Below are 12,388 nucleotides of genomic sequence, written 5' to 3'. Positions count from 1 at the left end.
AAAGGAATAAATGACCATGCAAGTACTGCTTTTTCCCGGTCAGGGATCTCAATACAAAGGGATGGGACAAGATTTATGGGCGGCTTACCCGGCGTTGGTTGATGAAGCTTCAAGTATTCTCGGCTATTCAATACGCGACTTATGCCTGAATGACCCTCAGCAACAACTGGGCCTGACGCATTTTACTCAGCCAGCCCTGTATGTAGTGAATGCGCTGAATTTTTATCGTTGGCAGGAGGGTGGCCACCATGCGGATGCGGTAGCCGGGCACAGCCTCGGTGAATATTCAGCATTGCTGGCTGGCGATGCCTTTGATTTCGCCACAGGATTACGCCTGGTGCAAAAACGCGGCCAATTAATGAGTGAGGCATCCGGTGGTGGAATGGCTGCCGTACTGGGGATGCGCGTTGAAGCATTAGAGGATTTTTTGCGTGAACAGGGGGTGGAGGGGATTGATATCGCCAACCAGAACTCGCCGAACCAGTCGGTTATTGCCGGTGATGTGGTGACGCTTACGCGCGCTGAACACCTCTTACAGGCGCGCGGCGTGAACTGTGTCAGGCTCAATGTCAGCGCCGCATTCCACTCGCGCCATATGCAAAAAGCCCAACAGGAGTTCACTCTGTTCCTGCGGGAATTCGCCTTAAAAGATCCCAGGTTGCCGGTGATAGCGAACGTGACCGCACGGCCTTATCAGCCCGGCGAAGTGGCTTCCTTATTGGCACAGCAAATCGCCAGTACGGTGCGCTGGACAGAGAGTGTCCGTTACCTAATGGGGATGGGCGAAGTTGACTATGTTGAAATGGGGGCCGATCCGAAGCGTATGGGGGGGCGCGTGTTGAGCAAAATGGTGGACGAAATCCGCCGTACGGAAACGGCTATTATTGAACCACCACCTGCCCTGTTCGCCCAAGAGAGGGCAATGGGTGAACCCTGGCATACTGCGACGGCGGAGCCCAGCCAGCCAGAACCGGCGCATCAGCTAGGCAGTGCAGTGTTCAGGCAACGCTACGGCCTGACATACGCTTACGTTGCCGGGGCGATGTTCCGGGCAACGTCGTCGGTGGCGCTGGTGGTGCGGATGGGGCAGGCCGGGATGATCGGTTATTTCGGTGCCGGTGGTCTAGATTTGCCCGAGATTGAAAGCGCCATTCAGCAGATACAGAATCAGCTTAAGGATGGGCAACCCTGGGGGATCAACCTGTTGGCCAATCACGACGATCCCTTGCAGGAAAGGGCCTGGGTTGAGCTGTTTTTAAAATACGGTGTGCGTTATATAGAAGCTGCCGCTTTTATGCAAATGACGCTTCCCCTCGCGCTGTTTCGTATCCGGGGGCTGCGCCGGGACAGTGAGGGAAAAATTCGCTGTGACCACCATATCATGGGTAAGGTATCGCGCCTTGAAGTGGCTGAGGTGTTTTTAAGCCCGGTGCCGATGCATCTGATCAACAATTTATTGGCCGAAGGGGCGATCAGCGCTGAACAGGCTGAAATGGCGCGGGAAGTGCCGGTGAGCCAGGATATCTGCGTGGAAGCGGATTCGGGGGGGCATACGGATGGCGGCATTCCTACGATTTTGCTGCCTACGATGCTGCGATTGCGCCAGAGGCTCGCCGAACGTTATCAGTATCGGGAACCCTTGTGTATTGGTTTAGGCGGAGGTATCGGGACGCCGGAGGCTGCCGCTGCCGCGTTTGCGATGGGGGCCGACTTTATTCTTACCGGTTCGGTTAACCAGTGCACTGTAGAGTCAGGAGCAACGGAAATCGTCAAGGCATTGTTGCAAGATGTCAGCATTCACGATATGGCCTACGCCCCGGCGGGAGATATGTTTGAATTTGGTTCGCGTGTGCAGGTTTTGAAAAAGAAGGTTTTGTTCCCCATGCGCGCGAACCGGCTTTATGCACTGTATACCCATTACGACAGCCTTGAGGCGATCCCCGAGGCGGAAAGAAGCAAGCTGGAACGCTCGGTGTTCAAACGCCCCTTTGCAGAAATATGGGAAGAGTGCTTGCGGTATCTTAAGGCTGCGGGGCGGGACAAGGATATTGCTCAGGCGCAGGCAAATCCCAAAGTGCGTATGGCACGCGTTTTCCGCTGGTATTTTATGTATTCCACGCAGCTTTCATTCAGCAACTCCCCCGATGATCTGGTGAATTATCAGGTGCAGACAGGGCCGGCTCTTGGCGCGTTTAATCAGTGGGTGAAAGGTACGGAGTTGGAACCTTGGCAACAGCGCCACGTGGATAAGATTGCGCTGACCTTGTTGGAATCGACGGTCCGCCATTTACGTGAAAACCAGCCGCTATTTGTTTAACGGGGGGATGTGAACTTGCACCGTGAGGAGCGGATGGCGCTTTTCCCGGTGCGGGTAATTATCACTGCTTGTCACCATCAATGGATGCCGAACATAGCGATCACTATGTGAAGAAAATACTTATGGAACAGGGAGCGATATGGCATGGGGGTATTTTGATGATATGACTATATGGAACAGGGGAATTCGATTTGCGAAAAGAAGATTTTTTGATACACCATGGAGGACAGCCGCTTTCCATGGCGCTAAATATGGCTCCTCTGACTGGACTCGAACCAGTGACATACGGATTAACAGTCCGCCGTTCTACCGACTGAACTACAGAGGAATCGTGTGAACGAGCGGAATCATAACGGGGTGCTGGGGGGATGTCAAAGGGGATTACGCATTCTGCGTTTGTTTGCTTACAGAATGCGCAACCCGTTGAGCTTTTGGCAGATTTATCCCCTGGATGCCTGTTTCAAGCTCAGCCGACCACGCGACATCAACGCTAAAGCTGCGGGAATGGCAGTTGGCCGGATTATCTTCGAGTACCAGCAGCGGATTAACCGTGATTGGACAGGGAATGGACATCAAAAAATACCCCGCCCGGAACCACGAGCGGGGTTTAATTCAGGCTTACTCGTCGGCGAGTACGAACATGCCGAACGGATGGATTTGCAGGAAATAGCTGTCGCCCGGCTCGGGTTGCAACTGCGTAGCGTTTACCTGCAGCAGCAGCGACTGATCGTGCCAGTTCACCAGCACCTCATACTGAGGCCCCATGTAAGCCACTTTACTGATGGTGCAGCGCTGGCTCGGTTCCCCATGTTGGCTGAGGGTAATCGCTTCCGGGCGCACGCCCACGGTACATTGCTGCAAACCGGGGGCAAACCCTTGCGGGCGCGGCACCGGGTAGCCAAAGATCTCTACGCCGCTGCTGGTCACCTTGGCCGGGAAGATGTTGGCATCCCCCATAAATCCGGCCATAAAGCGCGAGGCCGGGTAACGGTACAGCGTTTGCGGCGCGCCAATCTGCATGATTTCTCCTTTGTTCATCACCAGCACGGTGTCGGAAACCGCAAAGGCTTCGCTCTGATCGTGGGTGACGTAGAGTGAGGTGATGTTGAACTGCTGCTGCAACTCGCGGATCTTCTCACGCATGCTGCGGCGCAGGTTGGCATCCAGGTTACTCAGCGGTTCATCGAACAGCAGCACCTTGGGTTTGAGGATCAGCGCACGTGCCAGGGCGACGCGTTGCTGCTGGCCGCCGGAGATCTGATCGACATAGCGCTCCTCAAAACCTTCCAGATCGACCAACATCAGAGCTTCACGTACCCTATCGCGGATCTCCGCCTTGGGCCTTCCCAGCATTTTCAGGCCATAGCCGATGTTATCCCCCAGCGACATATGGGGGAACAGCGCGTAGGACTGAAACACCATACAGATGTCCCGCTGCTGAATAGAGCGATCGGTCACGTCCTCGCCGTCGATGAAGATCTGCCCGCCACTGGGTTTCTCCAGCCCGGCGACCAGGCGCAGGACCGTGGTTTTACCGCAGCCGGAAGGGCCAAGCAGCGTCACCATATCCCCACGGGGGATCGCCAGGCTCAGGTTTTCAATCACGGTGTTGTTGCCAAACCGCTTGGCGACGTTTTTCAGTTCAACAAAGTGCTTTTTATCTTGAATGTCAGACATGTTGTTCATCCTTCTCCGCCGGGTATCAGGCCGCATTCCGGGCTTTGGAACGCGCGACCCGCGCTTCGCCAACCAGGGCATCAAACAGGAAAATAATCGCCAGCATCACTACGATCAGGATCGATCCGTAGGCAATGGCCACGCCATACTCGCCATCCTCGACCCGGTTAAGGATGTAGGACGTCGCGACGCGCGTATCTGGCGTAACCAGGAAAACAATGGCGCTCACGGTGGTCATGGCACGGACAAAGCTGTAGACCAACGCCGAGAGGATCGCCGGGCGCAGCAAGGGCAGCAGGATATACACGATGGTGCGTAGCGAACCGGCACGCAGGCTGAGGGAGGCCTCATCCAACGACTTGTCCAACTGTCCCAAACCTGCAATACCCGCGCGGATCCCCACTGGCACGTTGCGCATCACCATTGAAATGATCACGATGGCTGCCGTCCCGGTCAGGTAAACCGGTGCACTGTTAAACGCCAGAATGTAGGAAACACCGGCGACGGTTCCTGGCACCGCGAAGCACAGCATGGTGCTGAATTCGATCACTTTTTTACCCTGGAACTGCTGGCGTACCACGATGTAGGCAATCAGCAGGCCGAAGATGGCGGTGATCGGTGCGGCAATCCCGGCATACAGCAAGGTATCGATCAGGGAAGGCCATGCGCCGTCACTGAAGCCTTGGCCGAACAGTTTGGTGAAGTTGTCCAGCGTCAGCGTGTAGTCCACGCCCCAGTTAACGGTAAAGCTGCCGTAGAAAATGCTGCCGTACAGCAGGATGTTGAAGGCGATCCAGACATACAGCATCAGCGAGACGCCCCACACCAGCGTCACCGGCAGCGGCTGAACGTCGCCGTGGTTGGACTTGCCGGAAATGGTCACGTAGGAACGCTTGCCGATCCACATGTACTGCACGCAGAACACCAACAGCGAGAACATCAGCAGCACCACGCCCAGCGTACTGGCTGCCTGATAATCAAGTTGCGCACCGGTAATGTAGAAGTAGATCTGCGTGGCCAATACGTCGAAGTTGCCGCCGAGGACCAACGGGTTACTGAAGTCCGCCAACGACTGAACAATGACGATCAGGAACGAGTTGGCCAATGCCGGTTTCAGCAGCGGCATAAACACCTGGGTAAAGGTCTGGAAGCGGTTGGCGCGCAACGTGTAGGACGCCTCTTCCAGCGACGGATGGATGGTCTTGATCGCCCCATCGAGGATCATAAATGACATCGGGGTAAAGGCCAGCACCTGGGCCAACCAGATCCCGGTAAAGCCGTAGAGCCAGTTGGTATTGGTCAGGCCAAACCAGGTTACCATCAGCTCGGTGATGTAGCCGGAGCGGCCCATCATCAGGGTGACGCCCAAGCCAACCACAAACGGCGGTGTGACGATCGGCAGGATCGAGAAGATGCGGCCAATCACCGCCGAACGGCGGGCAATACGCGTGGTATAAATCGCCAGCACCATGCCGAAGAAGGTACAGCCAATCCCGACGGCCACGGAGAGCAGGAAGGAGTTCCAGATCACCTGCAGGATATGCGCCTGCCCGAGCGTTTGCATAAACGCCAACGGGGCGAAGGCACCGGCCTCGTCGGTGAACATTGGGATAAAGATGGCGATGCTGGGGTAAATGATAAACAGCACGATCAGGGCGATCACCGCCACCAGCGAGCCGAGTACGAAGCGATCGCCACCCAGCCATTCCAGCCTTGAGAGTGCAATGGTGATCACTGCGCCCATTGCCACCAGCAGCGGTAAGGTAGCGAACCCCATCCCGGTACCGGTCGCGGCGGCGCTGATAAATACCAATAGCCCACAGGCCAGGGCATAACCGGCATCAAACAGGTGGCGGTTGCGTTGCTCGCGACCGGTGGCAATCTGCGGGCGTACAATCAGCAGCAGCGGGGCGGCAAACCACAGCATGGCCAAGCCTGCATGTGACCATCCGTAGGCCGCCAGCAGCTCTTCGCTGGTCGCCTCCAGCAGCCCGTAGTCCAGGCTGTAGGAAGGCAGTAGGGCGAAACCTGCCAGCGCCAGCAGCAACCAGTAGAAAATGGGATCCCGCCCCTGCGCTGTGCGCAAGGTGATGGTTTCAGACATGATATTCCCCGGAATAAACGAAAATGAAGCGGGCGTAGAGCCTACGCCCGATAGATGCGGGATGGGATCAGTGGCCCATCTTCACGTCGTTAACCCATTTGGTGATCAGCTTTTTACGCATGTCGGAAGCGCCGTAGGTATCCATGTCGTAATCGATCAGTTTCAGTTGATCCAGCTTCAGCGAGTTAGGGGAAGTCTCAGCCGTGGTATTGGTCAGGATCTGGTAAGACTGACCCTTCTTCCAGGAAAGCTCCTGAGCCTCTTTAGACAACGCCCAGTCCACGAACAGCTTGGCGTTTTCCATATTGCGGGCGTTCTTGAGGATGCTGATGCCGCCGATTTCATAGCCAGAACCTTCGCATGGGGAAACCAGCGTCAGAGGTGCACCTTTCTCTTTTTCCAGCGAATAGTCGTGTAGGAAACCAATGCCGATCGTGGTTTCACCGCGCGCGGCGTTGCGGGCTGGGGCAATGCCGGACTTGGTGTACTGCGAGATATTGCCGTTCAACTGCTTCAGGTAATCAAAGGCGGCTTCTTCGCCCCACAGCTGCGCAAAGGTGGCCAGTGCGGTGTAGGCCGTGCCGGAGCTTTGTGGATCGGCGATTTGGATCTCCCCTTTGTAGATTGGGTTGGTCAAATCCTTCCAGCACTTGGGTTCAGGCAGGTTTTTCTCTTTAAGGCGATCGGTGTTGACGCCAAAACCGAGAATGCCGATATACACCGCAGACGAGTAGTTGCCTTTACGTTTGGCCGGATCGCGGAACTGCGGCATGATTTGCTCCAGGTTCGGCGAGGCGTACGGCTCCAACAGGTCCATTTCACCGGCCTGTGATTGCGGATCCAGCGTGCCGCCGTACCAGACGTCAGCCTGTGGGTTTTTCTTCTCCGCGTCTACCTTGGCCAGGGTGCTGCCAGAGCCGTTGCGGATAAAGCTGGTCTTGACGTCGTATTTTTCCCCGAAGACTTTGGCTTCTTCTTCGCACATGGCGTTGGTGGCGCTGCAATAGATCACCAGACGGCCTTTGGCCTGCACGGTTCCGGCCAGGGCAGTCAGCGCCAGCGTGGTGGCCAGCAGGGTGTTGAGAGGTGTCAATTTCATAGAGTCATCCTTTTTTGTTGTTGTCTTTGTAGGGTAAAGCAAACCAATTTCTTTTCTGGTGATTAAGGAAACGGCAGCGAATGCTATCTCCCTCACCCCAACCCTCTCCCCAAGGAGAGGGAGCGAGTCCGGTGTTGTGGTCAGGTACAGTCCTCTCTCTGTGGGATAGGCATCGTAGGGGCGCCGCATGCTGCGCCCGTTGCACCTTACTGTTGCCTTATCTGCCCTGCCATCAGCAACGGCATCAACAGCAGGCCGACGCAGGTGGCCGCCAGCGCCAGCAGGGCAAAGAACCCATACCAGCCGTAATGCTGTAACACCTGCGCCAGTGGCCAACCGGCCAGCGCGGCCCCCAGGTAGGCGAACAGGCCAAGAAACCCGGTCACGGTACCGGCCGCATCTTTATGGCAGTGCTCCGTGGCGGCCAGCCCGATCAGCATCTGCGGCCCAAATACAAAAAAGCCGAGGCCGAAAAAACAGGCCGAAAGCAGCCCGTAATGGTGCAGCGGGGCCAGCCACAGCGCAGTCGTCGTCACAAAGAGTCCGATGGAAAACAGCAGGATCATCGGTGCTCGCAGGCCGCGAAACAGCAGATCCGATCCCCACCCGGCAAACAGCGCGCCAAACAGCCCACCCAGTTCAAACAGTGACAACGTGGCGTTGGCCTTCATCAGGTTGACGCCATGGCTCTCCGCCAGCCAGATGTTGCCCCAATCGTTCAGCGCAATGCGTATCAGGTACACCAGGATGTAAGACACGCCCAGCAACCAGATGGTCGGATTGCGCAAAATGGTGTCAAACAGCATCCGCCGCATCGGCATCGCCGGGCTTTGCTGCTCTTGCCACAGCTCCAGCGGATCGCGCCGCCAGTGGCCCACGCTGGGTAATCCTTGCTGCTGCGGTTTGCCGCACAGTTGCCAGCACAGCCACAGCCCGATCAGCATCCCGATGGCTCCCGGCAGCAGCAGCGCAGCCTGCCAACCGTAGTGCGAAGCCATATATCCGGACAGCAACGGCACGGCCGCACCGCCCAGGCTGATCGACGTATTCCAGGTACCCCACCAGAAGCCACGCTCGTTGCGCGAATACCAACTGGTGAGCATCTTGGCGCAGGGCGGCCAGCCCCAGCCCTGAAAGAAACCGTTTAACGTCCAGACCACCAGCAACGCCGTCAGCGAATGGCAAAAGGCGAACACGATGTTCAGCACGCCGGTGATAAACAGCCCGACGCCCATAAACCAGCGGGCCTGGCTGCGATCGCTGACGATGCCGGAGACAAACTTCGAGCCGCCGTAGGCCAGGTAAAACAGCGTACCCAGCAGGCCGATATCCCCTTTGTCCAACCCCAGTTCGAGCTGCATCACCGGCATCGCATAGCTGACGCTCTTGCGTGTCAGATAAAATGCGCCGTAGCCGACGATCATCGAAAACATCAGGCGTGGTCGCCAGTAGCGGTAGCGAGCGCTGATTTGCTCTGCGGTTAACGTGGCCGATGCCATGGGGTCCTCCAGACAGTGAGAGCAGTGTAGGGTGCTGAAAACAGGATTGGATGAGACAAGGTTTTAGGCACCTAAGACTTAGTCCTAGTCAGACGGGGTTTTTGTTCAGTTTTGTGGGCAGGTTAACAATTATGCGCGTGCCATTACGCCGGTGAAGCCGCCAATCCCCCCCCAATGCGCGCACCCGTTCTTCAATACCGCGCAGGCCAAAACCGCTGGTGGGTTGCAACGGCATGCCCTGGCCGTCGTCACGCACTTCCAGAGTGATCGTCTGGTGGGTTTGCGTCAGGCTTAAATGCACATGGCTGGCGCAGGCGTGTTTGCTGATGTTATTGAGCAGCTCCTGTGCCACCCGGTAGAGGGTAAATACCAGGGTTTCATCATCTGGCGTGGCTGGCAGGCGGTAATCCAGTTGGAAGCTGATCCCCTGTTCGGCAAAGGAAAACTCGTCGGCCAGGTGATGCAGGGCCTTGTCCAGTTCCATCTCTTCCAACACCGGTGGACGCAGTTGCCGTAGCAGGGTGCGGGTGGTGTGGTGGATGCGTTGCGACAACGAATCGATTTGCTCTGCGGCCAGGCGGGTGGCCGGGGCGGTGGCGCTGCGGTTCACCAGCATTGCCTGGATCTGAATAGCGGTAATATTCTGGCCGATCTCGTCATGCAATTCGCGAGCTATGGCCTTGCGCACCTCTTCTTCAGTACCCACCAGCCGCTCCATCAGATGACGTTTGGCCGCCAACTCTTGCTCCAACTGTTGGCGATAGCGCTGTAGCTTTTGCGCCAATTGCTGCTGGCGGCTGATGGCAATCCCCAGCCCAATCCCCAACAGCGCCTGGGTAGAAAGGAATAGCTCCAACTCTTGCAGATCCTGAAACGCGCCACCGGCCTGGCGGGTGAGGGTGATCATCACGCTGCCAAACAGCGCTGCCAGCACGCCCCCTTGCCAGCCAAAGCGATAAGCCATAAACACGTTGGGCAGAAAGATAAAGATCAGCAGCAGCCGCTCCATCTCCGGGGCGATCGCCAGTTGTACGCAAATCCCCATGGTGAGAAACAGCGAACACCATAGCAGTAGCGAGGTGCGTAATTGTGGTGTTGAGGGGCGCGGAACAGGCATCGACGTCACCAGTTGCTGGCGCAGGTAGGTATAAATCAGATAGACGAAAGGCACCAGCAGCACGCCGCCGGTAAAGCTGGTCAGCAAGGTTTGACTGATAGTGGATGGCAGCCAGACTCCCGCCAGTAACCCACACAGCAGCGCATTGGCAGCGATGGCCGCCAGCAATAGCGACAGCCGTTGCCAATACAGGTGATAGCGATACCACAGCCGCTGAGTGCCCCAGGCCGGTAGCAGGCTTAACAACGGCAGCAACAGCACCGAGCGGTCGCTCAGCAATTGCTGGTCATGCAGCCATAGCAGCGTGGCGGCTTCCGCCAGTAACAGCGTGAGCCAGTAACGCCGGGGTAGCAGGATTAGTAGCGCTAGCCGCAGCCCTTGGGGAAACAGCAGCACGGCCTGTTGGCCGTCATGGCTCAGGTGCAGGCTAATGGTCCACAGGGCCAGCCAACTGAGGGTGAAAAACAGCGCCAGAAACAGCGAAAGCGCCAGGCGGCGCACCATTGGCGGCACCGGCTAACTCCCGGCAAGCAGTTGATGTTGCAGCGCGAAATGCACCAGTTCCACGGTAGTGTCGCAATGCAGTTTGCCGAGGATATTGGCGCGGTGCACCTGCACGGTCTTATGGCTTAAGGTCAACTGTTGGGCGATGGTTTTAACACTCAGGCCGTTGACCAGCAGATCGAAGATCTCTTTCTCGCGCGGGGTGAGTACCTGCAATTCTTTCGGTGGCTGCGGAGTATGGCGCAGTGCGCGCAATGCATCCGCGCACAGGTAAAGCCCGCCGCTGCTGACAGCGCGAACCGCCTGCACCAATTCGTGGGGACCGCAGCGTTTGGTGAGATAACCACCGGCCCCGGCATCAATCGCGCTTTGCACGAAGGCATTGGTGTCATAGATGCTGAGAATGATGGCGCGAAAGGTGGGACGCTGTTGGCGTAAACGCTGGAGCAGGCTAAGGCCACTTTCGTTCGGCATGGCGATATCCAGCACCGCCACGTCGATCGGATCGCGCAGCAAGTGTGGCCATGCCTGTGCCGCCGAGTCGAACTGACCGACGATACGGATATCCTCTTCCAACGACAGTAACTGGGCAAACCCGGAACGAACCACCACGTGGTCGTCTATCAGCGCAACGTTAATCATAGGCCTGTAACAAAGTGTGAGATTTTCCGCATCATGCGCAGGAAAACACTGGCTGGCAACTGTTGCGCTGCAAAATGGAAGGGAGTTAACAGATTGGCATTAAAATGGCCTGCCGCATCGACCCAGAGTATCCCTGTAACCAGCGCTGTTATTGCCTTCCTGACGGTTATTTTTACGCATTTCGCCTCGTTTATCCCCTCAGGAGCATGACCCCCGTCGCAAACCGGGAAGGTTGCAAGTTTGTCCATATAAATAGCATTCAAAGATATGGGGGAAATCGCTATCGAGGCTGTAGAGTCCCTCTACGGGAATGTTGTGCAGATGTAAAATCGGCATCCCGGGAAATCGTCACTAACAATAAAATATAAATAATACCAATGTGTTATCTCGCTATTTGGCGGTTATGCCTCAACCTACATTAGATCCGGGAGTGTTAGATGAAAAAATTGAGTGTGAAAACGTTATTGGCGGCCAGCCTGTTCAGCATGCTGGTGGGCTCGGGCGGTGCATTGGCGCAAGAAGTGGAAGTCGTCAATATTTCGAAAATCGCCGGAATGCCCTGGTTCAATCGCATGGGTGAAGGTGTCGAACGTGCCGGTAAAGACCTGGGTATCAAGGCCTACCAAGTTGGCCCATCCAGTACCGACGCCCCACAACAGGTTAAAATTATTGAAGATTTGATCGCCAAGAAAGTCAGTGCCATCAGTATCGTGCCGAACGATGCCGATGTGCTGGAACCCGTATTCAAGAAAGCGCGTGACGCCGGTATCGTGGTATTAACCAATGAATCTCCAGGGCAACCTAGCGCTAACTGGGATATTGAAATCATCGATAACGCCAAATTTGCCGCCGACAACGTGGAAGAAATGGCAAAAGCGATGGGCGGCAAAGGAGGGTATGTCATTTATGTCGGTAGCCTGACCGTGCCACAACATAACCTGTGGGCAGATTTATTTGTTAAATACCAGAAAGAGCATTATCCGGAAATGTTTGAAGTGACCAGCCGTATGCCTGTCGCCGAGAGCATTGATGACTCACGCCGCACCACACTGGATCTGATGAAAGCACATAGCGACCTGAAGGGGATTGTGGCCTTCGGTTCACAAGGCCCAATTGGTGCAGGTCGCGCAGTGAAAGAGAAACGGGCGAAAAACAATGTCCACGTATTCGGCATGATGATCCCCTCTCAGGCAGCCTCGCTGATTAAAAGTGGTGATATCGCCATGGGTGTCACTTATGACCCAGGTTCTGCTGGATATGCACTGACTGCCGTTGCGGACAAAGTGCTTAAAGGTGAGAAGATCGAAACAGGCATGGAGATCCCAGGGGTGGGTAAAGCGGAGGTTGATCAGGATAAACACCTGATTCAGTTCCACAATGTGCTGCGAGTCACCAAAGACAACGTGGATTCTCTGTATTAATTCCCCCG

At 56.2% G+C, this 12,388-nt stretch carries 8 protein-coding genes and 1 tRNA gene; 2 read left to right on the top strand and 7 right to left on the bottom strand.

All coding sequences use genetic code 11. From position 1 onward, the window contains the following. Positions 1-16: 16 nt before the first annotated feature. Positions 17-2,317 carry an ACP S-malonyltransferase gene (gene fabD, locus D9980_RS10560; RefSeq protein ID WP_121607250.1) on the top strand — a complete coding sequence of 767 codons (2,301 nt, stop codon included), beginning with the start codon at positions 17-19 and terminating at the stop codon, positions 2,315-2,317. A gap of 252 nt (positions 2,318-2,569) precedes the next feature. On the opposite strand, the gene D9980_RS10555 is transcribed toward fabD, so the two are convergent. The 7 genes from D9980_RS10555 to D9980_RS10525 all read right to left on the bottom strand — a co-directional run bounded on the left by D9980_RS10555 (position 2,570) and on the right by D9980_RS10525 (position 10,959). Next, positions 2,570-2,645, bottom strand: a tRNA-Asn gene (locus D9980_RS10555). 290 nt (positions 2,646-2,935) lie between these two features. Next, positions 2,936-3,994: a ferric ABC transporter ATP-binding protein gene (gene fbpC, locus D9980_RS10550; RefSeq protein ID WP_037375424.1), complete on the bottom strand. Its 1,059-nt coding sequence runs from the start codon at positions 3,992-3,994 to the stop codon at positions 2,936-2,938. A gap of 25 nt (positions 3,995-4,019) precedes the next feature. After that, positions 4,020-6,098: an iron ABC transporter permease gene (locus D9980_RS10545; RefSeq protein WP_121607249.1), complete on the bottom strand. Its 2,079-nt coding sequence runs from the start codon at positions 6,096-6,098 to the stop codon at positions 4,020-4,022. A gap of 67 nt (positions 6,099-6,165) precedes the next feature. Then, the gene (locus D9980_RS10540; protein WP_024486073.1) at positions 6,166-7,197 is read right to left on the bottom strand and encodes an ABC transporter substrate-binding protein; all 1,032 of its coding nucleotides are present in this window, start codon (positions 7,195-7,197) and stop codon (positions 6,166-6,168) included. A 206-nt stretch (positions 7,198-7,403) separates the two neighbouring features. Then, positions 7,404-8,696 (bottom strand): MFS transporter family glucose-6-phosphate receptor UhpC, encoded by a 1,293-nt coding sequence (gene uhpC, locus D9980_RS10535; protein WP_024528124.1) that lies wholly within the window; start codon positions 8,694-8,696, stop codon positions 7,404-7,406. Positions 8,697-8,784: 88 nt separating this feature from the next. Further along, positions 8,785-10,317 (bottom strand): MASE1 domain-containing protein, encoded by a 1,533-nt coding sequence (locus tag D9980_RS10530; RefSeq protein WP_121607248.1) that lies wholly within the window; start codon positions 10,315-10,317, stop codon positions 8,785-8,787. Positions 10,318-10,329: 12 nt separating this feature from the next. Next, positions 10,330-10,959 (bottom strand): response regulator transcription factor, encoded by a 630-nt coding sequence (locus tag D9980_RS10525; RefSeq protein ID WP_024486492.1) that lies wholly within the window; start codon positions 10,957-10,959, stop codon positions 10,330-10,332. Positions 10,960-11,444: 485 nt separating this feature from the next. Here D9980_RS10525 and D9980_RS10515 point away from each other — a divergent pair, with 485 nt between their 5' ends. After that, entirely contained in the window at positions 11,445-12,380 is a 936-nt protein-coding gene (locus tag D9980_RS10515; RefSeq protein ID WP_235167058.1) for an autoinducer 2 ABC transporter substrate-binding protein, read from the top strand. Positions 12,381-12,388: the final 8 nt, after the last annotated feature.

Origin of the sequence: Serratia sp. 3ACOL1 (genome assembly GCF_003668775.1) — a bacterium.
Classification (GTDB): Bacteria; Pseudomonadota; Gammaproteobacteria; order Enterobacterales; family Enterobacteriaceae; genus Chania; species Chania fonticola.
This window is presented reverse-complemented; position numbering and strand designations above follow the sequence as displayed.

Bases quoted from the DNA above. Each gene is read 5' to 3' on its own strand.
- D9980_RS10540 (WP_024486073.1), bottom strand. From the start codon at position 7,197: ATGAAATTGACACCTCTCAACACCCTGCTGGCCACCACGCTGGCGCTG.
- fabD (WP_121607250.1), top strand. From the start codon at position 17: ATGCAAGTACTGCTTTTTCCCGGTCAGGGATCTCAATACAAAGGGATG.
- D9980_RS10545 (WP_121607249.1), bottom strand. From the start codon at position 6,098: ATGTCTGAAACCATCACCTTGCGCACAGCGCAGGGGCGGGATCCCATT.
- fbpC (WP_037375424.1), bottom strand. From the start codon at position 3,994: ATGTCTGACATTCAAGATAAAAAGCACTTTGTTGAACTGAAAAACGTC.
- D9980_RS10525 (WP_024486492.1), bottom strand. From the start codon at position 10,959: ATGATTAACGTTGCGCTGATAGACGACCACGTGGTGGTTCGTTCCGGG.
- D9980_RS10530 (WP_121607248.1), bottom strand. From the start codon at position 10,317: ATGGTGCGCCGCCTGGCGCTTTCGCTGTTTCTGGCGCTGTTTTTCACC.
- uhpC (WP_024528124.1), bottom strand. From the start codon at position 8,696: ATGGCATCGGCCACGTTAACCGCAGAGCAAATCAGCGCTCGCTACCGC.
- D9980_RS10515 (WP_235167058.1), top strand. From the start codon at position 11,445: ATGCTGGTGGGCTCGGGCGGTGCATTGGCGCAAGAAGTGGAAGTCGTC.